This window comes from Rhodoblastus acidophilus, from assembly GCF_900187365.1.
In the GTDB taxonomy this organism is placed as follows: Bacteria; Pseudomonadota; Alphaproteobacteria; order Rhizobiales; family Beijerinckiaceae; genus Rhodoblastus; species Rhodoblastus acidophilus.
This window is the reverse complement of sequence record NZ_FYDG01000001.1, coordinates 339,035-364,021: the sequence shown is the minus strand read 5'-3', so window position 1 is coordinate 364,021 and position 24,987 is coordinate 339,035. Positions and strand designations below refer to the sequence as shown.

21 protein-coding genes and 1 pseudogene are annotated in these 24,987 nt (G+C 58.5%); 16 read left to right on the top strand and 6 right to left on the bottom strand.

Features of this window, described 5'->3' with window-relative positions; genetic code table 11:
- Positions 1 to 8: 8 nt before the first annotated feature.
- The 5 genes from CFB24_RS01530 (at position 9) to CFB24_RS01510 (ending at position 5,999) form a co-directional block, all read left to right on the top strand.
- Complete coding sequence (locus CFB24_RS01530) at positions 9 to 1,283, top strand: oligosaccharide flippase family protein (RefSeq protein WP_210190735.1); 1,275 nt, start codon at positions 9 to 11, stop codon at positions 1,281 to 1,283.
- 213 nt (positions 1,284 to 1,496) lie between these two features.
- Positions 1,497 to 2,693: a polysaccharide pyruvyl transferase family protein gene (locus CFB24_RS01525; RefSeq protein ID WP_158255212.1), complete on the top strand. Its 1,197-nt coding sequence runs from the start codon at positions 1,497 to 1,499 to the stop codon at positions 2,691 to 2,693.
- A gap of 99 nt (positions 2,694 to 2,792) precedes the next feature.
- Complete coding sequence (locus CFB24_RS01520) at positions 2,793 to 3,902, top strand: Coenzyme F420 hydrogenase/dehydrogenase, beta subunit C-terminal domain (RefSeq protein WP_158255213.1); 1,110 nt, start codon at positions 2,793 to 2,795, stop codon at positions 3,900 to 3,902.
- Complete coding sequence (locus CFB24_RS01515; RefSeq protein WP_088518803.1) at positions 3,899 to 4,915, top strand: glycosyltransferase family 2 protein; 1,017 nt, start codon at positions 3,899 to 3,901, stop codon at positions 4,913 to 4,915. Before CFB24_RS01520 ends, CFB24_RS01515 begins: the two co-directional genes overlap by 4 nt.
- Positions 4,916 to 5,138: 223 nt before the next feature.
- Positions 5,139 to 5,999, top strand: a complete 861-nt coding sequence (locus CFB24_RS01510; RefSeq protein ID WP_483414375.1) for a class I SAM-dependent methyltransferase — start codon at positions 5,139 to 5,141, stop codon at positions 5,997 to 5,999.
- 36 nt (positions 6,000 to 6,035) lie between these two features.
- On the opposite strand, the gene CFB24_RS22955 is transcribed toward CFB24_RS01510, so the two are convergent.
- Positions 6,036 to 6,191, bottom strand: coding sequence for a hypothetical protein (locus CFB24_RS22955; RefSeq protein WP_158255214.1), 156 nt, complete (start codon positions 6,189 to 6,191; stop codon positions 6,036 to 6,038).
- A 156-nt stretch (positions 6,192 to 6,347) separates the two neighbouring features.
- Here CFB24_RS22955 and CFB24_RS23525 point away from each other — a divergent pair.
- Positions 6,348 to 6,470, top strand: a pseudogene (locus tag CFB24_RS23525) (IS630 family transposase); the annotation flags it as partial.
- A 76-nt stretch (positions 6,471 to 6,546) separates the two neighbouring features.
- Here the strand turns inward: CFB24_RS23525 and CFB24_RS01500 are convergent.
- A complete protein-coding gene (locus tag CFB24_RS01500) occupies positions 6,547 to 6,816 on the bottom strand; it encodes a hypothetical protein (protein ID WP_088518800.1) in 270 nt (89 codons plus the stop codon).
- A 585-nt stretch (positions 6,817 to 7,401) separates the two neighbouring features.
- On the opposite strand from CFB24_RS01500, the gene CFB24_RS01495 reads away from it, so the two are divergent.
- Positions 7,402 to 8,382: a lytic transglycosylase domain-containing protein gene (locus tag CFB24_RS01495; RefSeq protein ID WP_088518799.1), complete on the top strand. Its 981-nt coding sequence runs from the start codon at positions 7,402 to 7,404 to the stop codon at positions 8,380 to 8,382.
- A gap of 55 nt (positions 8,383 to 8,437) precedes the next feature.
- Here CFB24_RS01495 and CFB24_RS01490 read toward each other — a convergent pair whose 3' ends face one another.
- Positions 8,438 to 9,853 (bottom strand): exopolysaccharide biosynthesis polyprenyl glycosylphosphotransferase, encoded by a 1,416-nt coding sequence (locus CFB24_RS01490; RefSeq protein WP_088518798.1) that lies wholly within the window; start codon positions 9,851 to 9,853, stop codon positions 8,438 to 8,440.
- Positions 9,854 to 10,296: 443 nt separating this feature from the next.
- On the opposite strand from CFB24_RS01490, the gene CFB24_RS01485 reads away from it, so the two are divergent.
- From CFB24_RS01485 to CFB24_RS01445, 9 genes are all read left to right on the top strand, one after another.
- Positions 10,297 to 11,088: a metallophosphoesterase family protein gene (locus CFB24_RS01485; RefSeq protein ID WP_088518797.1), complete on the top strand. Its 792-nt coding sequence runs from the start codon at positions 10,297 to 10,299 to the stop codon at positions 11,086 to 11,088.
- 540 nt (positions 11,089 to 11,628) lie between these two features.
- A complete protein-coding gene (gene nusG / locus CFB24_RS01480; protein ID WP_141098312.1) occupies positions 11,629 to 12,177 on the top strand; it encodes a transcription termination/antitermination protein NusG in 549 nt (182 codons plus the stop codon).
- A 264-nt stretch (positions 12,178 to 12,441) separates the two neighbouring features.
- Positions 12,442 to 13,749, top strand: coding sequence for a polysaccharide biosynthesis/export family protein (locus tag CFB24_RS01475; protein ID WP_088518795.1), 1,308 nt, complete (start codon positions 12,442 to 12,444; stop codon positions 13,747 to 13,749).
- 85 nt (positions 13,750 to 13,834) lie between these two features.
- Positions 13,835 to 15,796 carry a hypothetical protein gene (locus tag CFB24_RS01470; protein WP_141098311.1) on the top strand — a complete coding sequence of 654 codons (1,962 nt, stop codon included), beginning with the start codon at positions 13,835 to 13,837 and terminating at the stop codon, positions 15,794 to 15,796.
- A gap of 79 nt (positions 15,797 to 15,875) precedes the next feature.
- Entirely contained in the window at positions 15,876 to 18,263 is a 2,388-nt protein-coding gene (locus tag CFB24_RS01465) for a GNVR domain-containing protein (protein WP_088518793.1), read from the top strand.
- 723 nt (positions 18,264 to 18,986) lie between these two features.
- Complete coding sequence (locus CFB24_RS22390; RefSeq protein WP_141098310.1) at positions 18,987 to 19,466, top strand: hypothetical protein; 480 nt, start codon at positions 18,987 to 18,989, stop codon at positions 19,464 to 19,466.
- A 576-nt stretch (positions 19,467 to 20,042) separates the two neighbouring features.
- Entirely contained in the window at positions 20,043 to 20,735 is a 693-nt protein-coding gene (locus tag CFB24_RS01455) for a PAS domain-containing protein (RefSeq protein WP_088518791.1), read from the top strand.
- Positions 20,736 to 20,871: 136 nt separating this feature from the next.
- Positions 20,872 to 22,590: a tetratricopeptide repeat protein gene (locus CFB24_RS01450; protein WP_141098309.1), complete on the top strand. Its 1,719-nt coding sequence runs from the start codon at positions 20,872 to 20,874 to the stop codon at positions 22,588 to 22,590.
- 192 nt (positions 22,591 to 22,782) lie between these two features.
- Positions 22,783 to 23,199, top strand: coding sequence for a helix-turn-helix domain-containing protein (locus CFB24_RS01445; RefSeq protein ID WP_088518789.1), 417 nt, complete (start codon positions 22,783 to 22,785; stop codon positions 23,197 to 23,199).
- A gap of 153 nt (positions 23,200 to 23,352) precedes the next feature.
- Here CFB24_RS01445 and CFB24_RS01440 read toward each other — a convergent pair whose 3' ends face one another.
- From CFB24_RS01440 to CFB24_RS01430, 3 genes are all read right to left on the bottom strand, one after another.
- The gene (locus tag CFB24_RS01440) at positions 23,353 to 23,550 is read right to left on the bottom strand and encodes a hypothetical protein (protein ID WP_088518788.1); all 198 of its coding nucleotides are present in this window, start codon (positions 23,548 to 23,550) and stop codon (positions 23,353 to 23,355) included.
- Positions 23,544 to 24,038: a MerR family transcriptional regulator gene (locus CFB24_RS01435; protein ID WP_088518787.1), complete on the bottom strand. Its 495-nt coding sequence runs from the start codon at positions 24,036 to 24,038 to the stop codon at positions 23,544 to 23,546. The genes CFB24_RS01440 and CFB24_RS01435 overlap by 7 nt, the downstream gene beginning before the upstream one ends.
- Positions 24,039 to 24,227: 189 nt before the next feature.
- Positions 24,228 to 24,917, bottom strand: coding sequence for a hypothetical protein (locus CFB24_RS01430; protein WP_141098308.1), 690 nt, complete (start codon positions 24,915 to 24,917; stop codon positions 24,228 to 24,230).
- Positions 24,918 to 24,987: the final 70 nt, after the last annotated feature.

The following is a 24,987-nucleotide window of genomic DNA, read 5'->3' as shown; positions in this document are numbered from 1 at the left end:
AAATCGCCATGGCGATTTCGACCCTGGCTCGGCTGGGCTTGGGCTTGATCATGTTCATCGTGATGGCCCGCTATCTTGGCGCCCAGCAGTTCGGCGTTCTTGCGGGCGCCATGGCTTACTCGGGGCTGCTCAATCTGCTCTCAGATTTCGGGCTCGCCACCTACGCATTACGTCTGGCGGGAATGGAGCCTCAACGCACCGTCGAGGTTATTCGGCGTGCTCTGCTGGTCAAGACCGCAACGACTTGCGCAGGTGCGCTCATCGGCGGCGCGCTGCTCTTCTGGAACTCCATAGACGGCAAGATCGCGGAATTACAAATCGTCGTCTTCCTCGCGATGACCGTAGCCGCATACGCCGATCTCGCCTTCGTCGCGTCGCGGGCCCTCGGCCGGTTCGATATCGAACGGAGGACCGTGCTTTGGACCAGTGCGATTGTCCTCGTGATTGTATCGGTGGCGGCGATTGGAACCTGCGACGCCGTGGCTACCGCTTGGGCGCTGCTGGCAGGACGGATTGTTTACGCCCTCGGCGTCGCTCGCGCCCTGCGGCGGTGGCTGTGCGCCGATGAGCCCTGGCCGCTCGATGCGCCGGGTTTCTTGCGCATGGCGCGAGGCGCCCTTCCTTACGCCGTCGACGGCGCTCTTACCAATCTGTCTAACCAGATCGATATCGTGATGGTCACGATGCTGCTCGATGCGACGTCGGTCGGCATCTATCAGGCCGGCGCACGGCTGGTGCAGAGTATTTCGCCGGTGGCGGTCATCCTTTCGACCGTCTATCTGCCGCGCTTGGCTCACGCTCACCGCCACAATAATTCGGATGAGGTTCGCCGCCTGGCGAGCCGTCTCAATTTCGAATTCGCTGGACTGGCGCTGTTCGGGTTTCTCGGCTTTCTGCTCGTTGGGCCGTTGTGGACCACTTACCTGCTCGGTCCGAAATATCAGCCGTTGCTCATGTTGTGGCCGGGCTTCGCCACCTTCGTATTCACCCGCTTCGCCGCAGCCGCGTTTGGCATCCAGTTGGCGGCGTATGGTGAAATGCGGTTCCGGATCGTGGCCCAGGCGTTAGCGATCGCGACGATCGTTCTCGTCGATTTGATACTGCTGCCGAAACTCGGCATCATGCCGGCATCGTGGGTGTTGGCCGGGTCGAGCCTGATCCCCTTGCTTATTTATGCGATCCAGTCGGCGCGTATCTCGGGTGCGCGCATGCAGACGGCGGTCAGCCTGGGACTGAGCTTCGCCATCGTAGCTCTCCAATTTCATTACATCGGCGCGCATTGACCCTCAAATGACGACAACTCTCGCCGAGACGTGTTCTCGGACGCATCTTCGTCCTTCGAGCGCTGTCCTCCACGCAATTTCGTAACGATGCCGGGGACCAGCGATCAGGGCGCTGCGGCAGCTTCCATTGCCAAGGCGCGCGCTCGGGACTGCGCGCGACGACAGGTCGCTCCCGGATTTCGCCGAAACAGATTTAAAAAGAGGAAATCCACAATGAGGAATGGCGGCAATCGCGCCGGCGAAATCCGGGTCGCCCTTGTCTGGCACGCCTTCGGCCACGCCAATCTTGGCGTTGACGCGCTTTCGCGCGCCAATGCCTCCATCGTCGAGGCCGCCGCTGCACGCGTGGGATGCGACGTCCGGCTCGTCACCATCGACTTCGGCCAGAAGCCGTATGTCGATGATTTGCCTTCAACGGTGGAGATCGGTCCGGAACCGAGCCTCAAGCAGATCCTTCAAGGCCAATCGCGGTTCCTATCTGTTCTTCGGAGTTGCGATCTGGCGATCGACATCGGCGAAGGCGACAGTTTCACCGATATCTATGGACTGCGCCGGTTTATCACCCTGACCGGGAGCAAGGTCGCATCGCTCTTCTTCGGCCATCCCCTGATTCTCGCGCCTCAGACCATTGGTCCCTTCGACAACCGGCTGAGGCGTTGGATCGCCGCACGTGTGCTCGACCGAGCGGCGGCGGTCTACACCCGCGACCGCCTTTCGACTGAGTTTGTCGCGAGCCTCGGCGCGACTGGCCCTCGGGACGAATTCATCGACGTGGCCTTCAGGCTGCCGTTCACCAGGCGCGCCAAAGCCAACGATCGGATTCGGATCGGCATCAACGTTTCCGGCTTGCTCTACCACGGAGGCTATACCGGCGGCAACGAACTCGGCATGAGCCTCGACTATGCGGCATTGACCGAACGACTGGCGACCTACTTTCTGTCACTCGAGGGGGTCGAGGTCCATCTCTTCGCTCACGTCGCCGGCGGCGGGGGACGTGACGACGATGCGCCAGCGATCGCCGACCTCGCCGCTCGCCTTCCCGGCGTCGAAGTAGCGCCAGTCTTCGCCTCGTCGGTTCACGCCAAGAGCTGGATGTCTGGTCTCGACTTCGTCGTGGCGGGCCGAATGCATGCCTGCATCGGCGCTTATTCCGCGGGCGTCCCCGTCGCGCCGATCGCCTACAGTCGAAAGTTCAACGGCTTGTTCAAAACGCTGGATTATCCCTACTTCATTGATGGCAAGGTGACGGCCACGGCCGAAGCATTCGCCAAAATCACCCGCTGGTTCGAACGACGCGACGAACTCGCGGCCGCGATCGAAGCCAGTCGATCGCTCATAGACGAACGGTTGCAACATTATGAAGATAGTATCGCAGCGCATCTCGCTTCTGTGATGAGAAGACGGAGCTGAGCAATGCGTTCGGAGACAATATCGATAGCGGATGTCCTCGCAGCCAACTTGTGCGTGGGATGTGGCGCGTGTGTTCTGGATGCGGGCGGAACCGCCGCGATGGCTATGTCCGACGACGGCTTTCTACGTCCCGCGAGCGGTTTATCGACCGGCCGAGCTGAGGCTGTATGCCCCGGCGTCGCGCTCAGCCACGAGAGTTCGGGCGGCTGCTACGATCCCTTGTGGGGGCCGATCGTTCGAACGGCGACTGGGTTTGCGCTCGATTCGGAACTGCGGTTCACCGGGTCGTCCGGAGGCGTCCTGTCGGCGATATCGCTCGGGTTGATCGAAAGCGGCATGGTCGCCTTCGTTTGGCAGACCAGGGCCGATCTGGACGATCCGATTGGAAACGTCACTGGCGCCAGTCGCACGCGCGCGGAAATTCTGGAAGCGGCAGGCTCTCGCTATGGCCCATCGTGCCCACTCGCCAATCTCGGAGACGCGCTCGCGACCGGCGAAGTGTTCGCTTTCGTCGGCAAGCCATGCGATGTCGCCGCCCTTCATAAACTCGCCGTGATTGATCCGCGGATCGATCGCCAGATCCCTTATCGCCTGTCCTTCTTCTGCGCCGGCGTTCCGAGCAGACACGGGACCGAAGCTCTCATTCGGGCGCTCGACACCCGCATAGAGGACGTGAAGAGTTTTCGTTACCGAGGCGAAGGTTGGCCAGGCGTTGCGCGCGTCATGAGACATGACGGAACGACCGGTACGATGGACTATAATTCGTCGTGGGGCGCGATCCTTAACCGCCGTCTTCAGTTTCGGTGCAAGATCTGCCCGGACGGCACCGGTGAATTCGCGGACATCGCCTGCGCCGATGCCTGGTACGGCCGCGACGGTTATCCCGATTTCGAGGAACGGGAAGGACGTTCTTTGATTGTGACGCGAACCGATGCAGGCGACAAGCTGCTGAAAAAGCTGATTGAAGGAGGGTATCTCTCGGTTTCCCCTCTACCTGTCGCCGAAATCGAAGCCATGCAGCCTTATCAGGCCAATCGCAAGCGCAATGTTCCGGCGCGGCGCGCTGCTCTCTTGCTATGCGGTCGCCTCGTTCCCCGCTTTGCCGGTTTCGGTTTCAAGACACTTGCGCTGCGGCATTCATGGATCGATCAGGCGCGTAATTTCATGGGCACTTTGCGTCGTCTGTTGCGGGAGGGCCGGACGCGGTGATCGCGATCATACTCGTGAACTGGAACGGTTATCGCGACACCATCGAATGCTTGGAGTCGCTGCTGCGCCAAAACGCTGGCGACTTCGTGGCGCTGGTGATCGATAACGGGTCCGAGGACGACTCTGTCGACAATCTTCTCGCTTGGGGAGCCGAGGTAGACCCGCCGCGACCGGACGGACCGCCGTGGGACCGGCTGCCGATTGCGCGGGTCCGCCCGGCAAGGATGATCCGCAGGCGGCAGCACGAAGGGATCGCCGACGTTGCGGCTGGTTCGATCGTGATCGTGGAAACGGGCGCCAATCACGGGTTCGCCGGGGCAAACAACATCGGCATGGAGATGGCCCGACGGGATCCGCGTGTCGCGCACTTTTGGCTGCTCAACAACGACACAGCTGTCGAACCGGAGTGCGCCGACCGCCTCCTCGCGGCCAGTGTCGCCGAACCGCGCGTGGCCATCGTCGGAGCTCGATTGATGTTTCACCACAGTCCCGACATGGTTCAGGGTGTCGGCGCACGTTTCAATCCATGGACGATTTCTGCCGAGGCCATCGGGCTCGGGGCCAGCCCGACGACGCTCCCAACCCTCTCGGAGATCGAGCGGTCAATCAGCTACGTCATGGGCGCATCGATGTTCCTGCCGGTCGCTACTTACGACGCCATCGGCCCCATGGAAGAAGCGTACTTTTTGTATTTCGAAGAACTCGATTGGGCGCTGCGGCTGGCCCGCGCCGGCGCCGGAAGACAGACGGTGGCGCTCGATGCGGTCGTTTACCACAAAGAAGGCGGTAGTATTGGCACGAGCATGTTGAAACGATCAAGTGAGAAGAGCTTATTCTATATGAACCGCAATCTCGTCCTTTATACGCGAAAGTTGGGCGTATTTTTCGCCGCCATCGCGGTCGTCCGTATTTTGTTTCGGATACCCGTCTATTTCATACGCTACGATGCCAGCGCTGCAAAATCAGTGGGGCGGGCCCTGGTGGCGGCCCTGTCCGGTCGAAAAGGGCCGTAGTGCGCGCGCCTCCTATAGCAAATTTGCGACATGCACTTCAGCCCAAAGCTGGGGTATATTTAAAGTCCGCACTCTGAAAAATAAATATTTTATTATCTATGCAGAACTGCAAATCATATTATATAATTATAATTATGTCCTCATCGAGATTATATACCCATCACAGGCGCATTTTTCATGATCGACGTTCGCCATGCCGTTGAACCTAGAGGAGTGAAACGAATTGAATTACCTAACCGCATCCCTTGCCCTTAAGGCCGCGTCGTTATCACCACAAACACGTGCCGCATACCATTTTCTTGCACGACTTAAGAGCAAACGTCGGCCATTCCAGAAAACTCACGTAGATTGGCTATTGTCAAGCCTACCTAATACGCCAATGAAAATTCTCGAACTTGGAACTGGCTGGACCAGCACATACGGCATAATTCCTTCATTAGCTCGCCAGGACTGTAAATTTGTTTGTTTTGACGTCAAAGACATTCGACACACTTGTTCCAAATTTAAGGAATCATTAAATTATAATATTTCGGAATATTTTTCGAATGAAGGCAGGGATTCTGAAATTTCAAAAAAAATAGTTCGAGCCATAAGCAAGGATAATATTGACGATATATATTCTGAATTTGGTGTTGATTATTGTGTTAACGAAGAAGGCGTTCCGCCATATCGGGATGGCGAATTTGATGTGATATATTCATTCGATGTTCTTGAACATATTCCCGCTGATGCGTTTTCGCGCATCGCGAAAAAGTGGTATGATATACTCCGTCCCGGCGGACGTTTCATGGCGCGAGTCAGCTTGTGCGATCATACATCGTATTGGGCTGATAGAAGTATAGATAAGCGTTACCTTGGTTATTCGCAATCCGTATGGCGCAACATTCTTGAGAATGATGTGCAGTATATTAATCGCCTATCAGCGAGTCAGATTGTGGAAATAATTGAAGATGTTGGTTTTGTAACTCTTGAGAAAAGCGCAGAGCAGATAGTCGGCGATTTCAGGGTTCATCCGAGTTATAAATGGCAAAGCGACACGGACCTGCGAGCTCTCAGCCTCCTCTATATCGGGAAGAAACCATAATTTTTTATCTGCCCATTGCCGAAGATCGCTTTCTGATCAATCCGCCTCGGCAGCGATGCGCCAGATGATTTCGGCGCTCGCACCGCAGCTATCGGCGACGAGGATCATATCGCCGGACTGACAGCAGAAAATAAGCGCGTGCTTTTCAGCGCAAGGCTCCTTCGGCATTTCGGCGTCGGGAAGAATGCGCATCAGCAGGCGGAGGTTTTGAGGCCCGCAGCTTCAGCGCCGATGAGCGGCGGGGCTGTGCGTCAGGAGAAGACGCGATCGTTCTTGGTCGTCTTCGCGCCTTGGTCGTACGAAAAGCTTTCCTCTCTCAATCGGAAAAGTATCGAAACCGTCGGCGTGCGCGTGGCTTATCTTCCGCTCTACAGCCCTGATTTCAACTCAATCGAAATGGCCTTTGCGAAGCTGAAAGCCATCCTGAGATCGATGGCGGCGCGCACCGTGACGAATTTATGGGCCGCCCTACCGCTGCAGACCGTCGTCATTTCATGTGGGCGTCAAGTCGGCGGATCGCCTTGGTGATCGCGGGACCGCAACAGGCCTAACTTCTGAGCGACAGAAGTTCATCGATGGCGTCAATCGCGGCATATTTACGTCCGGCGATGAACATTTCGTTCTGTTCACGGTCTCCATCCAAGCGAAGCTTCGTGAACGCCAGGTCCCTTAGCGTCGTTCGAAACAGGTCCTTGTCCGCCGCTTGCCGCGCCATAGCTTCAACAACCGCCTTTACGACAGCGCGAAGACCCAGATCGGAGCCGACGATCTCTCCCTCGGCGTAATCAGCCAATTCCCTATCCGTAGCCTCAAGCATGAGTTTCTTCCAACTGGGGACCACTGTTGCGGATTTCACGTATTGCTTTGCCTGCCATCTTTGCGCCTAAGGCTGTATCCTTCTAGCGTCGATTGGCGGCTCCCGCCAGCACAATCAATGCGCGAATCTGGACTGATCATCCACACGCAATCCGATACGAAGCAGCATTCACGTTCTGCAACTCGCGTCCTTCTTGCGTGTGAAAGGGTCGATCACTTCGACCCTTTTATTGTAGTTTCAGCCCTCGGTGGCAAGTACCCTTCGTCACCCCGCGCCGTTACGGTATTTTCGTGGCGAAGGGCTTAGTGGCATCCGTCGGAAGATATTCAAGCTCAAAATAGTAAGCTAGGGTCTGCGTGTCTGCTTTGCGGATCGCGCATCGAGCAATACGTACGGCGAGGAGCGCGTCGATCAGCAGCGCGTGGCCATAAGGCGCCAAAGCTCCGCGATCAGAACCATTGTTCGACCATCGCTGTAACAGAGACAGCGGAGGAAAGTTGATGAGGCTTCGGTCGTACAACGCAATAAAACGTTTTATTTGGCATTTGAAGCTAGTGTTTTTTATCGATCTAACAGGTTTCATACATGTTCCGCGCGAATAAATGCGTAAGTCCGCTTTGTGTCGGCCTCGCGATCGTCTTTACTGGCGTCGCTCAGGCGACCCCGATCACTGGCGACCAAGAAAAGGTGAAGCCTGCGGCTACGCAGCTCCCCGCCGGGCCGGCTAAACAGCCCGAAGGGCCGGCGAGATCGGTTTCCGTGCGCCGCGCCGAACTCCTGAAGAATGCCTGCGGCGAGATCGCCACCGCAGCCAAGAACTTCGGACTTCCGGAAAAATTTCTTGTGCGACTGCTGTGGCAAGAGAGCCGCTTCAACCCCCGCGCCGTGAGTTCGGCCGGCGCTATGGGCATTGCGCAGTTCATGCCGGGAACGGCGCAGTGGCGCGGGCTGGACGATCCCTTCGACTTGTCGCTGTCCATCCAGCATTCAGGGCGCTGGCTGGGGGAACTGCGCCAGAAGTTCGGCAACCTCGGCCTGGCCGCCGCCGCGTACAACGCCGGGCCCGCCCGGGTTCAGGATTGGCTGGCCGGCGCGCGCGCGTTGCCTCAGGAAACCAGGGACTATGTGCGCAACATCACCGGGCGTGAGGCCAACGATTGGATTGGCATGCGGGATGCGGAAGGCGGTCCGGAAACGCGCAAGGCCGACTGCCCGCCGGGAGGCGGACTCGTGGCCTTGAACGCCGCGCCGGGCGCAAAGGCGGCCGCCATGCCAGAGAAACCAGACGACGTCGCGAGTCCGAAACGGCCAGCGGGGTCCTGGGCGCTGCAATTGATCGGAGATCGTTCAAAATCAACCGCTCTCCTTCAGTTTGCCGAGATGAGACGACAATTTCCGAAAATCCTGGGATCGCATGCGCCGGAAGTGGTGACGAGGCGCCTCGGCGGCCGCGCGCCGGCCTACTGGTATCAGGTCAGGGTGTCCGAGGTTTCCCGTCAAAGCGCGACAATGTTGTGCGGGCGCCTGAAATCGGCCGGCGGCCAGTGCCTGATCATCCGCAACTAGCGCGATGCTCTCAATCGAAAGACCGCGCGCGGGTTCGTCCCGTCGGGACAATTCGTCAATAGACATTGCGGTTGGCGAACAGTTCCTTCACGGTTCGGATGATGATCCAGAAATCCAGCCAGATCGACCAGTTGGCGATGTACCAGAGGTCGTATTCCACCCGCGCGGACATGTGAGCGGTGGTCGGCGTTTCACCGCGATGCCCATGGATCTGGGCCCAACCCGTCAGTCCGGGCTTGATGTGGCGGCGCAGCGAATAATCCCCGATGACCGTGTCGAAATGGTTGTCGTGGGCGATCGCATGGGGGCGCGGGCCGATCAGGGACATCTCGCCACGTAGGACATTGAAGAGTTGCGGCAACTCATCAAGGCTCGTGGCCCGGATGAAACGGCCGACGCGTGTGACGCGAGCGTCGTTTCGCTTGGCCTGCGGCACCTTGTCGCCGTCCTCCATCACGCGCATCGACCGGAATTTGAAAATCTGGAATTCCTTGCCGCTAAAGCCCTTGCGATGCTGCCGGAACAATACCGGCCCGGGCGAGTCCAACTTCACCGCAATCGCCACCAGCAGGAGCACCGGCGAAAGGATGAGGAGGCCGGCGCTCGAAGCGACCAGGTCGAGCGCACGCTTCTGGATAAGCTGGATCAATGTCAGCGGCGGCGCTTGCAGCTCAAATGCCGTCAACTCGCCGTGCAACGCCATGGGACGTTGAAACGCCCGCGTCAGCCATTCGTCTGTAACGACCAGCGAGGGGATGGGGAGGCGCCGCAAATATTCCGACAAATCGTCGATCAGCGGAAGATGCGCAGCCGGCAGTTGCACGAGAATCTTCCTTGCTTTGGCGCGCACCGTCTCACGCAGGAAGGCCTTGAGGTCCCGATCCAGCGCCTCCTTGTCCGTTAGAGAAACAACTTGTGAGTGGAGGATCACGCATTCGGACGGAACGTCCTTGCTCATTTCGACGCCGGCGCCGACCTGCAGCACGGCGACGCGGTCCTGGATGATGTGCCCGTGGCTGACCGCATTCGAGAACCATCGGCCGACAAGAGAGCGCGACCCCGCGAGCAAGAAGGGAGACAAACCGACCACGGCGGCCGTCGAAGGCCGCGATAATTCCGGCGCGGCGTTCAGAGCAATGGCCGTAAAACCGAAGAAAGCCCAAGTGATGGCCCAGATGACAAAGATGCCCTGCGCGCTAACGGGAAAGTTCGTCAGGACATCCAGCCGGTAGTCGTCGCGCAATTGGTTCAGCGCGATGAAGACGAAGGCGACGGCGGCTCCGAACATTGGCGCCGAAAAAACCCGGGCGCCGACGTCCGGCGCCACCAAATGATCAATCGTTGGCAGCGCACAGCATATTGCAACGATCGTGGCGAAATCCACGATGCGGGCCACCATTGGCAAGCTGAGGTAATCAATCGTGATATGACGGGACGGCGGATATAAAGATGTTTCAAAAATGCTGGACATTGGATGCTCCTAGTCCCACCGCTTGGGCGCGAAGTTCATCAAGGGGGCCGATCCCGTCGTTCTCTATGAGCCCAGCACCGCGCCAAAACTTTCGCGCGGCGGCGTGATCCTCTCCCGTTCAGTCTTCGAAGTCAGGCGACGTTCTTCCAAACTGATTTTCATTTTAATCTCATTGGGGTCCAAAATGGCGGCTCCCGCAACGTTACGGGGCGTAGCGACACGGTGCCGTAAAGGCCCCCCCGAGGAGACGGCCTGCCGGCGCGCGAAGCGACGCCAGTCGTCCGAGGAGCCGAACGCTGCGGTTCGGGGTCGGATGAAAGGGAACGGCGACGTGACGCAACGTGACGTCACGGTGATTCAAGGGAATGTGGAGCCAAATTCTGCCATTGTTTCGGGCGTTCCGGCCGTAATGGGCGGGTCCTGACGCGACTCGGATAGGGTTCATGAACTTTTGGGTTTTCGCGCCGAACGGGAAGGACGCGGCCGCTTCCGTTTCCGGGGTTCCCATAGGAAGTCGACTTTACGTCGTCGGGGATGTCCACGGACGACTTGATCTGTTGTATGAAATTGAAAAGGCTATCGAACAGGATCTCCGAACGGCGCCCTCTTCGGTGCTGACAATTTTCCTTGGAGACTATGTCGATCGCGGCTTCCAGTCCGCCGGCGTGCTCGAAAAGCTCAGTTCCCGGCAGTTTTGCACCGATTTTGTCGCGCTGCGGGGAAATCACGAGCAATATCTCTTGGACTTCCTCTCAGACGCTTCGTTATTGCAATGGTGGCGGAAGTGCGGGGGGCTCGAGACGCTGCATTCCTATGGCCTGGACATTCGGAAAGCGGCCCGCGGCGAAGCGTGCGAGGCCGCACGGTCGGAGCTCATGGAGCGTATTCCTGCAAAACACCTGGATTTCTTGAGCACGACCTTGTTCAGCTTCGTCTTGGGAGAGTATTTTTTCTGCCATGCCGGCGTGCGGCCGGGTGTCCCGCTCGAACGGCAGGCTCCCAACGATCTTCTAACGATCCGAGATGATTTCCTTCAGTTCAGCGGATCATTCGGCAGAATTGTCGTGCATGGACATTCTCCGATTTTGAAGCCTGACGTAAAGTTGAACCGCATCAACATCGACACGTGCGCCCACGCGTCAGGTGTGCTGACCGCTCTCGTGCTTGAAGCGGATTCACGACGGTTTCTGTCGACCGGTCATGCAAAACCACCATTCCGCATGCCCGCGGATTGACCCGCTTCAGATTTGGCTCCGGCAATGGGCTTGCGGAGCCTAACTCATTGATTGAGAATGGCGTTTCGATCCGGGCGCGAGGTCTTCGGGTCGGCTGCTCGGGTGCGTAGATATGCGGAAGCGTAGAGGCAAGATTTGTCCTCTTCTTCCCCGCGAGGCGGGGGCGCCGCTAAATCGAGCGTTCCGGCAGCCGTCAAGCTTATTTTCCTCAGCGAAGCGTTACCATACGTTACATATTGCGAGGAAGCACGCGAGCTTTCCCAAGTTCGCGCAATCGCTCAAAAATACCGGTTTTGCACCATGGCGGCCTGTTGACCTTGCGGGATAGCTTGGCTGTGTCACATAAGCTGGACAGAAATTCCCGTACGTAACGTTGAGCGCTCCGCCTGGGCCGAACTAGATGGCGGACAGTAGCCGCAAGCACTGTTGACCTGCGGTGACGACGGAGCGTTTTGCATTGAGCCTTTCTGGAAGTTCGCCCGCAGTCGCTGTGGGTTCATCTACGTCAGCGCGCCCGGCAAAGCTGAGCGAGGCCCGATCATGGAGCCGCTAACCGGCGCCGCGCTGCGTCCAGAAGCGTTGGCTCTCGGGGCAAGCGAAAGATGGTATGCTGTCCAGACGCTCTCCAAGAGAGAGGAAAGGGCGAAGTTTCATCTTCGACAGCAAAGCTTCCGGGTTTTCTTGCCGGCGATCTCGACCGCTGTGCGTCACGCCCGCAAGACGCGCGTTGGAAAATCGGCGCTATTTCCGGGGTACCTTTTCGTCGCCCTCGACCTGCAAAGAGATCGGTGGAGATCGATCAACGGCACGATTGGCGTATCGCGTGTCGTCATGGGGAGGACTTCACCTTCTCCCGTGCCGCAGGGCGTGGTCGAATCCTTGATCAACTTTGTCGATGAAGAGGGAATCTGCCGATTCGATCAAGGGTTTGAGCTTGGTCAAACCGTTCGCGTCGCCGCAGGTCCTTTCGCCGATATGGTTGGCACAATCATCCGCCTCGACGCGAGAGGGCGTGTTCGGGTCCTGCTCAGCCTTCTCGGCGGCGACGTTCCAACCACGCTCGATCACAAGGATGTCCAGGCTGCATGAACGGCGGCGGCCGTTGGGTCGGCCGTGAATTGCAGGGGAGTCAACCGTCGCCCCAATCAAGTTTCCTCCGCGGCAAAGTTGCGTGGGCGCATCCAATCGAAAAGAGCGTGTGGACGCAGCTTCACCCGAACTGCGGTAGCGTGGAATATCACTACATTTGCTCGGTTGAATTCCGCAAAAGAATATTTGTTCGCCATGAACTCCGTCTTCAGAGTGATGGAGTTTTGGCTGACTACGGACAGGATAGTGTGAGAGTAGAAGAAAATGCGATTCGCCAAAAAAGATTTGAGAACTGTTGACAGCCCAGGTCTGCGCTTGGAAATCGATAAGCCAAGCCGGCGGTCCTTTATGACGCTGGGTCTGGGGTTGGCTCAGTTTTCTCTTCTCGGAGGCTGCAGCATTCTTTCGCGTGATGGTCCTTCGGTCGAGTCGATTGAGGGCGCCGCCGCCGCCAGCGTCGCCGCCGGCGCGGGGCCCGTGTTCGACTATGTTCTGCTCGATATCACCGAACAGGCGGTCAAGATCTTCGGAACGCCGCCGGTTTCCTCACTCTTCGCCACTTTTGGTCGTGATAAAGGGCCTCCGCCCGAGATTCGGGTCGGCGTTGGCGACGTTGTTCAAGTCACAGTATTCGAAGCGCAGGCCGGCGGTTTGTTCATTCCTGCCGAAGCCGGCGTCCGTCCTGGCAATTATGTCACTATTCCCCCAGAAGTCGTCGATCGGCGCGGCACTTTGACAATTCCCTATGCGGGTCGGATCCCAGCCGTCGGCAAGACGATCCCCGATCTGGAAAACGCGATTACTCAGGCGCTTTCGAACCGCGCTATTGAGCCGCAAGTGGTCGTTTCGATCGTGAGCCGCTCGTCGAGCCAGGCTTCTGTGGTTGGCGCCGTCAACACGCCGTCCAAGATCGAGGTCGGCCCCAAGGGCGAGCGCGTTCTTGACATGATCGCCAAGGCGAACGGCATCAACGCGCCTGGTTATGAGATTTACATAACGGTTCAACGCGGCAACCGAAAAGCGACTGTTTATTTCGACACGATCTTGGCGAACCCGAAAGAGAATATTTTCATCCGTCCGGGCGATACGATTTACGCCTATCGCGACCCTCACCGCTTCTCGGCTTTTGGCGCGGTTAGAACGTCCGGCTTGATCGATTTCGGCCAGCCGCGCTTGACGCTTGTCGAGGCGGTCGCCAAGGCGAGCGGCCTTGACGACGCGCGCGCCGATCCGCGCGACGTCTTCCTGTACCGGAACTCGCCGAGAGATCTTCTGCTTGATGCAAATGTGAACCTCGATAAGTTTCCGCCGGACCAGGACACGATACCGGTTATATTCAGAGCGAATTTCCGGGATTCCTCTAATTATTTCGCGGCGCTCGATTTCAAGCTCTCAAACAAGGACGTCATATATGTGTCGAACTCCGGCGCATATGAACTCTATAAGTTCTTGGATTTGATCAACAACACGTCAACGACGGCTGCGACGGTTCCCTATAACCTGGCGACTTCGCGCGCTTCAGGCGCCGCGCTCGGCTTGAAGGCGGTTCCAATCACGCCCACCACGCCTTGAGCTTGCGTCGGGCGCCGCGCGGCGCCCGACCCGCATCACATAAAGTTCAGAGATGAAATCAGGCGAGAGCACCTGGAGCGCGCCCGTGCATTATAGGTTCCTGAACATCAATTGCTTTGAGAGGCTAAAACAACGCGGTCGCCTTCCGTTGATTGCTTCGGTCGTTGTCTGCGTTTTGATGACGCCAGCAATGATCGCGGCGCAAACGCGGAACAGCGCTATTGACGCCATTGTGGCCGATGTCAGCTCCATAGGGGGAACTGTCGAGATCGGCGCGACCGAACCCGGAAGCGGCCCCGACGACATTCGCCTGAGCAATCTCAAGATCGCCTTTCCCGGCGACAAAGCTGGCGCCGGCGTCGTGGTCGCTTTCAAAAAGCTTGAGCTTTCCGGCTTCAGATTGGCCGGCGCGAAATTTGAACTCGACCACGCCAAAAGCGAGCGCGTCACGGTCGCCAGCGACGCCGGCGCGGTGTCTCTCACGAATGTTGCGCTCGATAAATTTTCGGCGCCGAGATCTCACACGAACGCGTCGGGCTCCCGCGCCTACGCGTCGTTGGATGTGCTGAAGCAGATTGCCGAAATTGAATTCAAGCAGATATCCGCAAATGGGGTGAAGTGGGAAAGTCCGTTGCATGACGGGGTGGCGGTCGCAATCGAGCAAATCGCACTCTCCGAAGCCAGAAACGGCCAGATCGGCCGTGTCGCCCTGTTCCAACCCAAGCGTCTCCAGGGCGGCGGAGAGAAACGCTTCGGCGCGGATTCCATCACGATCGACGGGTTGGCGGTCGCAAGACTCCTGGAAATCTGGAACCCTGGAGTTCCGACTTCGAATCTTCAGGCCAACAATTCGCGCGAGTGGAAGACTCTCGCGCAGGACACGACGATTGACAACTTCCAGCAAGTCGAGAACGCCGCGCGTACCGATGTTGCACAGATACAATTTTCCGGCCTGCGCGTGCGGCGGATCGACCCGGATGCGCTGCGCTCTTTCGATCTCGCCATGGCGACGCCGACCTATCTCGGAGAGCATCCGGACCAGGCGCGCAAACTGGCCGAAGCCTTTGCGGACGCCGTCAAACTGGACCATGTCACGGCGGTCAAACTTTCGGGCACGGACGGCCAAAGCCCTGTCCCGCGACGCTTCGGCATCGCACGCATCGAACTTGTCGATCTTGATCCTCTCCGGGCCGGCTCAATTTCTCTGAACGAGATCGAGAACGTCGGCGGGGGCGCCGGTCTCAGCGTCGGTCGAGTCAACATCACGGACTTGCGGCTGGTCGTCAGCGGACCGGCTGCGGGGGACCCGCAGCCCAAGGTCCCGATAGTCGGCGGCGCGGAGATCGAGAATGTCAAATTCGTTCAGCCCGGCGCTCTTGTGGAGCTTGGCGCCTTCAAATGGGACGCGCCAAACTATCGTGGCGTCGTACCGACGCATCTGCAGGCGACTGTGTCCGGCCTGAAATTGCCCGTCGCCATGACGCCCGATCCCGCCATCCGGGAAAGCCTGATAGCGTCCGGCGTGACCTCGCTCTCCGTCGAGGCCGACGTCAGCATGACGCTCGACGAACTCAACGAACAGGCCAGCGTGGAACATTTCGGTCTGGGGGTTGAGAAACTTGGCCAAATCGACATGTCAGGCACAATGGTCGGCCTGCCGTCGACGGCTTTCGACGGCATGGGGTCGCTCCGCGCGGCGGCTTTCGCGGCTGCGGTCAAGAGCCTCAAATTCAGGTTCCGCGACTCCGGCTTGGTTGGTCACAGCATCGACGCGATTTCCCGCGCGAACAAACAGCCGGCCGATCAGATCCGAAAGGCGCTGACGACGAATATGCCGATGATCCTGGGAGCTATACCGGACGCGTCGACTCGCAACAATCTGGTCTTCGCCCTGGTCGGCTTCATCAACGATCCCCGCGGCATTGAGCTGACCTCGCTCACACAATCGCCGGTTCCGGTTGCTGCTCTCGACAAGGCGGTGCGCGAGGCGCCCGCGACAATTCCGGCGCTCCTGAAAATCAACGCGACGTTGGTGCGAACGCCATGAGGTCTCGCGCGGGCCCTTCCGTCAGGGCCCGCGCAAAAAGTTCAGCGCCATCATCTTTTCTCAAAATGAAGCTTTTCTCATGAACGAGCCTACGCAATCTATGTTTGATGGTGAGCGATCCGTCTCGCAATTGCCGGCGACCTCCCCCAGCGAAGAGGCGGCGAAAGTCTTCGGAATCCTGAAGCGCCAGAAGCGGCGCATCGTTTACGCCGTCCTGATCAGCACTGGCCTTGCCGTCGTCTACCTTGCCCAAGCCGTGACAAGATACACATCGACAGCAGCCGTTCTCATCGATTCAAAACTCGCCGGCCTGAGCGCCACAACCCCCATGGAAGAAACGCTCATATTCGAAACCGGCGCCGTCGACAGCCAGGTGCTGTTGCTGCAATCGGACCGTATGGCGGAACGCGTCATCCAGCATCTCGACCTGACGCACAATCAAAGCTTCCTCCAGCCGCCGACCAGCGTCATCGGCGCCATATTCGGCGGCGTCAGGCGCGGCGTCGGAAAGTTCGCGACGCTGCTCGGCGCGAATCCGGCGCTGGAGTACGACGCTATGCCGCCGGATCTGCAGCGCAATGTGGTCGTCGAGCAATTGCAGGACGACCTCAAGGTCACCCGCAATGCGCGCACCTACGTGTTGACGATCGCCTATACGAGTTATGATCCGGGCTTGGCGCGCACAATCGCCGCCGCCTACGCGGCGGCCTATCTCGAAGATCAACTGGAGTCCCGGTTCGAGACGTCGCGACGCGCGTCGGCATGGCTTGAGGACCGTATTCAGGAGGTGAAGCGAAAAGCGGACGCCGCCGAACGAATCGCGCAGGATTTTCGCGTCCGCAACAGGCTGACCGAAGCTTCCGGCCGCCTGATCAACGAACAGGCGCTGACGGACATCAACGCGCAGCTTTCGCAAGCGCGCAATGACCTTAATGTGGTGAAATCCAAATATGATCGCCTGAAGCAGATCGTCGAATCCCAGGCTTATGACGGCTCGAGCCTGGATGCGCTTAGCAGTCCCATCATTTCAAGTTTGCGCGCGAAATATCTCGACGCGTTCAAGATGAACTCCGATATTTCCGCGCGCCTCGGCCCTCAACACGAGAGCGCCGTCCGCGCCCGGAAGGAAATGAACGAATATGCGAAGGTGATGTTCCAAGAAGTTTCGCGCTTGTTGGAGAGCTACCAGAGTGAGGTTCAAATCGCCTCCGGCCGCGTCGCCAGCCTTGAACAGGCTATCGAGCAGACGCGAACCGCCAGCGATGTCGATTCCGTCGCCATGGGCAAGCTGAAAACGCTGGAAAACGAGACCCTGACCTACAAGAATATTTACACGATCTATCTTCAGAAAGCACAGGACCTCATCCAGCAGCAGTCCATTCCGATTTCGAATGCGCGCGTCATCGCCGATGCGGAGCTCCCGACCAGATCGTCCAGCCCGAAGACGCTGTTGATTCTGCTCGTCTCAGTGTTCCTGGGCGGGATAGGCGGCGGTTGCTGGGCCATGGTCCGCGAGTTCCGTGAGCGAGGTTTTCGTGTTTCCTCCCAAATACGCGATGAGCTTGGTCTCGACTTCACCTGTTACCTGCCGAGGCTCACGGAAGACGCATTTTTACAGCGCGCCGCCCTCGACACAGAGAGAACCGGGACGTTCAAGTCGACCCTCAAGGCCTTGGACATCACGATCGAAGACGCCACATCGCAATTCTCGGAATCGCTTCGGTCGATCAGGCTGGCTGTCGATTATCACTTCGGCATGAAGCGACCCTTGAAGTTGGGCGTAATCTCCGTTTTTCCAAACGAAGGCAAATCGACCATCGCGAAAAATCTGGCGAGTTTGATCGCCCGCCAGGGTGAGTCCGTTCTTCTGATGGATTGCGATTTGCGCAATCCGCAACTGACGCGGTCGCTCACGCCAACGGCTCGCATCGGCCTGCTCGAGACGCTGAACGGTTCGGACTACGCCGCCGAAGATGCGATCGTTCATGAGGAGTCTTCGGGGCTGGCCTTTTTCCCCGCCTGCGCCAGAGGCCGCGTCCCCGCCACCGGCGATCTTCTGTCGTCGCCGGCGATGGCGCGTCTCGTCCAAGAGTTGCAGCAAAAGTATAGTTACATTATCTTCGATCTTGCTCCGCTAGGCCCGGTCAAGGACGCCAGCGCCGCCGCGACTTTCCTCGATGCTTTCCATCTCGTGATCGAATGGGGCGCCACGCCGCGCGGCGCGGTCGCGGACGCGCTTGCGACCGATCCCGCAGTGGCCGCCCGCGTCGTGGGCGTGACTCTTTCTAAAGTTGAGCTCGACAAACTCGAACTGTTTGAAGCGCATTCCATGTATGGATATGCGAGCAGCTATAATTACCGTTATTACCATACTCCGCTCGCAGCGGCGTCCGAAACGCCGCGGATTCGATCCTGGCGCGATCGGATGAGAGAGATTTTGCAATGGCGCGGAAAGGCGGCGAATTGACAACTTGGCCGCGCCCGGTTCGCGCAGCGCCCTCGTTGGAGGTGGACGCCTTCTGGAATCAGTCAAAGGGCTTTGGTTTAAAAGTTTCTGGTCGTTCGCGGGTTTTAAGCCTCTGTTCGTGGCCGCCGGCATCGGAGCCGTATTCCGGGCGGGATGATCTGCGGGGAAAAATGCTGCAGCGCCCAGCCGTTTGATCTAAACGCTTGTCCCGCAGGACCCTGCGCCGGATCATACGCAATAAGTCCATCTCGATCACTCCGAGGCCCACCGCTGAAGCGGACTGGGGGGCACCATGATCAGTTCTTGGCGGAAATATTCCGCGTCGCGGGTCGGGCCTCAGTGAAAATCAACAATTGGCGTAGCGACGGTTCCCTGCGGGCGTATTTCGTGAGCTTCACGATGGGCGACATCGGCGGCGCCTCCAGAGACGGGGCGCAGCATTTGAATCGCAAATAACTCAAGCGATTTAAATTATTTTAGGGCGGACACTTAGATCGACTCTCCTTCAGTTTTTCCATGCAAACACAAGAACGCGGCTTTTGATGATGATCTCCCCGAACATCCGCTGCGGCGCTCTATCGGTCGCGCGATCGTCGGACCAATCGATCTCGAAGCGCCTTTTCCTACGCCATGGCGCAGGTAATCCCACCGCATAACCGGGGGGCAACAATTCGACGCGGCAACGCACTGGGGCGCCGCGTCGAGTTAACGTTGGAGTGTGGAATGAGTGATGTCTATGTTCAAAAGCCGGAGGAAAATCGGTCCAACGATTCTCACCGCTTATCGGACGAGCCTCTGCGTCGGCACAACGGCTGGCGGAAGCCTTCACGAAAGGAGCCAAAGGCCCCCTTTCGATGGGGAGAAGCTGTTGCTGGAGCCTTCTGCGGGCTTTTGATCGGCGTGGTCGCCGGTAACGCGCCGCTGCCGTCAAAGGATGACCGCCCCACTCCGAAGCTGCCCCTGCCGCAAAGTGGTTCACGCTTGTATTTTAAGTTGGGACAAGACGCCGTCGTCACTTGCGTTGGCAAATATCCCACGGTGTTCTTCATCGCCCAGGGCGTACTCCAGACCCTGCCGGCGGGATCGTTCCTGTTGACTGACCCGAACGGCCAACAGATCGAGCTTTCGACCCTCTTGAACGGCGAAAACGGCTCCGTCGCCAAAGTCGTCACGCCTGATCTCAGATCCGTATGCCTGCCTTGAAATTGGCCGTCATGAAGACGAACTGACCTCCGATCGATTCGGTCGCCACACACAGGTTCAGATTTTTTCACGCGGAGGAATCGCGGGACGACTCCTCGGGGTCAAATCGAGCTGTCCCACAAAATCGTGAAGTCGGGCTGCAAAGCGGAAGAGTCGAAATTGCGCACCGCCGACCGGCTCCCCAATCCTAGATAATGGCGCCGGTCGCCGTTTTGCAACCCGATCCGCCGAGCGCAGGAAATCGCCGTTATGACCGGGCCTATGACGAATCCCTGATGTGCGTTCAGCCCGGCATGCGCCAGTTGATGACGCAAAATACCGCCACCAGATTGCCTTCAAGAGCCCTCACGCAGCCTCGCGCGAACGAATCGCGTGCAGCAACGTCACGTCTCCCAGTGTTATCGCGAAGTTACGTAACGTTGCGCGCAACGCAGCTTCACCGCTACCGTCGCGTGCATAAAAAGAATTACAGAACCGCACACATTCGCTTGGTTAACGTTTCATCGCCACGGAGATAACGCGGTTCGTCCCTGTTTCACGCCGAAACGTTGGCGCGTCCGAGGAAAGTTTTGAACCATGCGGCAATGTGGAACGAGAGAACTTTTCGCCTACTGGAACGCCTTGCGAGGATCGCGTGTTGCGCCCGACAGGGGCGACATCAACCCTGCTGCTCTCAGTCACATGCTGTCGGACGTCATGGTCCTCGAAGGGGATGAGGCTGAGACCTTCCCGCTTCGAGTTTCATGCTTGCGGCTCAACATTCTTTTTGGCCGCGAACGGCGCGCCAGTTCCTTTATCGATTTGTTCGCGCGCGAGGATAAGCAGGAAATGCGCGCGGTCATTCGGGCGGTGATCGACGGCATGTTGCCTGCGGTCGCCGGTTTGACGGCGGCTCCGGCTGGGCAGAGCGCCGCTTCTTTGGAAGTGATTCTCCTGCCTTTGTCCAATGGCGACGGCAATCCGCGACTGCTATGCGGAATCGCGCCGATCGTGATGCGGTCATGGTTCGGACGGTCCGAGGTCGCCTGCCTGCGACTTTGCTCGTCACGTTTCCTGCACCAGTCCGAAACCGTTCCGCAGACAAAGCCGCTCTCGCGGGCGGTTCAGTCCATCGACGACAATCGGCGGCTGTTGAGCGCCTTCTTTGGGTTATCGCCATTGCCGGTAGGTTTCCGGGGCTCGGGGGCGCGAAATGGTCCGAGCGGTCAAGTCGTTCCCTTTTTGCGAGAGTTCGCGGGCATAGGCTATGATAAACCGGAAAATAAATGAATTCAGGGCGAAGGTCGTCCATCGAAAAATTAAAAGAGTCGAGAATGTTGCAAAAATTAAATAAAGGGCTACGTTCGCGCTCACGCTTACGTTTGGGTAAGCCCACCTTCGGGTCGGACTTGCCGGATAATATCAAATGATTGACGTCACCGTATCAAAAGAAGATAAATTGCGGGCCCTTAATCGAATTCTGGCCTCGAAGGAATTCAATTCCTCTCCTCGGCGGCGCGCGTTTTTGCGTTATATCGTGGAGGCGGAAGCCGCGGGAAAAGGGCATCTTATCAAAGAATATTCCATCGCGGTCGACGCCTATCGTGAGGATCCAAGTTTCGACAGTTCGTCCCGGTCCAACATTCGCGTTCAGGCCAGGCGCGTGCGCGAAGCGCTCGACCGATATTATGCTGACGCGGGCGCCGCCGATCCCCTCCGAGTCGTCATTCCCGTTGGATCCTACACGCCAATCTTTGTCGATCAGGACCCCGCTTCCGCAGCGCTTGCTTCCGAGCGTGCCGAAATAACATCAGAGACGGCACCCGAACCGGCGCCCGTGGCGTCCCCGCCGGAAGAGCGCGCTGGGCAGGAAAGCTGGCCGCGATTCCGCAAGCTGTGGGCCGTCGTCGGCTTGGCGCTGGCGGCGTGTCTGGCCGCCCTTGCCGTGACGTTTGGGGCCGTCGAACTTCCCCGCGCGCCGTCCACGCGCAACGCGATGCCTCGGGTGACGTTGGATTCGGCCAGCTTGGCCACTTTGAAGACCGCCGATTCTCCCGATCTTGCTTTTGCCTCAAATCTCAGGACGTTTCTTGGGCTTTACGACACGGTTCAAGTCACGGAGGAGGCCAAGTCTGACGACCCCTTGGCTTATCGCGTGGTCTTGACGCCGTTGGAATATACGGGAACGCGGGTGTTGCTGTCCCTCAGCGTGCTTGGTAGCGATGGCCGGGTGATCGTCACTGAGAGAGAGAACTTTTCGGAGAATGGCGAGGACGGTCCCATCGAAGCGGCCGGAAAGGCCGCCGCCTTGATCGCCGACCGGTACGGGATCGTCAATCAGGATTTGATGACGCGGAAGATCCCGGATTCGCTTCGATGTTTGCTCCAAAGTCACGACTTTATCCGGCAACCGCGCCAAGACGATTATCCACGGCTCAAGCGATGTCTGATCGACGCGACGCATGAGCCGTCGATTGCGTCCTACGCTTACAACGATCTTGCGCGGCTTATGCTTTTGCATTTTTATTCAGGAGAAGAGACGGACTCTGACGGTCCGCTGCTTCGTCAAGCGAAAGATTATACACAAGCTGCATTGGATTTATCGTCACAATCGATTTCTAGCTATGTCAATCTTTTCACAATACTTCGCCTGGAAGGACGCGACAGCGAGGCGGAGGAAGCGGCTCGGAAAGTGCTGCGCATCAATGCGAACTCACCTGAAGTCCTGGCTCGAATCGGCATGCGCCGCGTTGCTGCGGGCGCGACAGTGGAAGGTATGGGCTTGCTCAAGCGGGCGGTTGTCCTGGCTCCCAGGCCGCCAAGCGTGGTGGCGGTGTTTTTGTTCGTTGGCGCCTTCTCCCTTGGCGACACAGATGCGGCGGCTTCCTATTCGGATTCGCCGCGCATAGAATTCCATCCGATCGGCCTCTTGGCCAAGATCATCGTCTCGCATATGCGAGGCGATCAGGAATCGGTCGCCAAATATGATCGTTTGCTGATCGAGCGTTTCCCAACCTTCGCGCGCGATGTTCCCGGCGCATTGAAGCGAAATGGCATGGAGCCGGCGATTATGACCAAACTCCTTGACGCCGTCAGGGCGGCGGGAGCGAGTTGCGTCGGCTCGGTCGCGTCTACGCGGCCGTAACCGGCGCACAAGATGTAACGGCTCTACAGCGATACGTGACGCAACTGATACGTGTGGTGACGCTCGCATTGCGCGAGGCCGCTCTTGGAACGCATGATTGCTCAAAGGAATACGACTTTCGCCCTGCTTGGCGCTGTCAGGCGGAGCGTTCCGGGTTCCGGAGGCCAATTTTAGATTCCTGGAGTTCCTGCAATGAATGTACCGCAACATGCCGCGCGACAGATCAATGAGATCGTTGGAGCGCGGATCAAATCGAATCGGACTGTATTAGGATTAACGTGCGGCGACCTGGGCGAGGCCGCCGGCGCGTCTGCGGCGACGATCGAGCGGTATGAGAATGGCGACGTGCGCGTTCCCGCCCAGCATTTGCTGGAGATCGCAAAGCGGCTGCACGTGCCGCTGACTGAGTTTTTCGTGCTTCCGGCGTCCGACGGAGAAAAGCGGGAGCGCACCTGCGCGCAGGCGGAAGAAAGCGATGAAGCGATTCAGATTCAGACCGCTTTGCGGGCGATCGCCGATCCTGGCAAACGCCGGCTTGTGCTCAATCTGATGCGCGGTTTTGTCGCCGCCGAGCGCAATGCGTCCGGTTTCCCGAGTCGGTCGCTGTAACGGTCCCGCTTAAAGCGGATGGCGCGGCGCATCCCCGGATGGTCGCCGCGGGGTTTGCGCGCTCAAAAGACAGTTCTGAGCCAAAACCTCAGGAACGGCGGAGCCGCCTGAGGTTAAAACGATTCATGCGCGCATAGATCGGCGCAGCCTCGATCAATGCCGCACCTCGGTTTCGGCGCGGCGCGCGTTTCTGAGATGACGCGCCTCGTCGATATTTTTGATGACGGCGAGGAGGTGCTCGAGCGCTGCCTGCACGCGCGCGTCATCGAGAATCTTCAGCTCGAGCAGTGCGTAAGCGGCTTCAATCCACGCCAATTCCAAGATTTCGAACAAGACCGCGTCGGTCAGCATATCGTTCGTCGCTTTCGATTGAGGCGAGACGCGGCCGGTTCGGCGTTGTCCTTCATTCCGTCGACAAAGGCGTTCTCGCGCAATCGCGGCTTGTATTGCGGTTCGTCCACGCGACATTTGATGGCGAGACGCAACGTCAGAATGGCCTGGTCAAGTTCCTGACGTTTCTGCTCCAGAAAAGTTAGCTGGGATTCAATAGTCTGCAGGTCCAGCTTGGTCGCAACGTCCTGTTCGCCGTAATGATGGTTTTGCAGAAAGCTGGCGATTTCCTGGAGCGTGAAGCCGAGGCGTTTCGCTTCAAGGATGGTTTGCAGGCGCTTCACCTGCTGGTCGTTGTAAAAGCGCGACCCCATGAACCAGCGCGGCGTCAGTAGCCCTATTTGTTCATAAAAACGCAGCGTGCGCGCGGTAACCCCAAATTGCTGCGAAGCTTCGCCGATGCGCAGCCCAAAAGTCGACCCGGTTTTTTCATCGGTTTTGATGGTCATCTGCCAACGTCCAATCTGCAAATGATCAATAGAATTTAGAGAAAGCGCCTCGACCCAGCTTGCGAAACGCACGCCTCAATTTAGAAAAATAACAGCTTGCGGCCCTTCCGGCTCCTGCGCGAGGGTGACGTCACGGTCACGGTCGCGCTTAAGCCCGCGAGGCAGGTGACTTGCGTGCGAAACGGGCGTTCAGGCGCGGCGGCGCCGGATTGTTTCAGGTCCGCGCTCGCCCTGCCGCCGGGACAGCTTCCTCCCGATCCACCAAAGAACAGCCAGCAGCGCTGGCGCTCCGCCTGCGCCCAATTGCGGCCCGGGCGTGTCTATCACCACGGTGCGGGTGGCGTAGGATGAGCCGTAGCTGGGCGATGGGGCGACGAAGCTGAAACGCTGCGCGTCGCTGTTCTGCGCCAGTGCGCTCATTACATAGCTTTGGTGGTTTTGGCCGAAATTCGTCTGCGGGCTGCCGCCTACGCCACCCCCGCCGCCCCCGCCCGATCCGCCGCCGCCACCCGAGCTGACGGCGCCTGTCGGGATCTCCGGCGCAAGGGCAGGCAGCCTACAAGAGAGGGCTCCCTGAATGCAAAGGCCCACCAACACCCCCTGAAAGACCGGCAAGTTTGGGCCAGCGCCCGCCTTGACCGCCTTCACAATGGTCTCTGCGCTGTTCGGGTCCGTCGCAATGGCGCCGTTGAGCTCTTGCAGCACCGCGCCCTTCAAGGCGTCGCCGGACTTGTTGTTAAGGCTGTCCAATATGGAGCCGACGGCGCGGTTGAGGGTGGAAAGGCGATTGTCCGGCGCAGTCTGCGCGAGCGCGGTTCCGCCACAGCAAAGGAGTAGAACGGCAAAAACGGAGAAGCGACGCACGATATCCTCACTCAAACTGCAATTCCTGAAGCGAACTCTGATCATCCGTCTTGTCGTCACTGTGTCGAATTGCGGATAGTGTAGA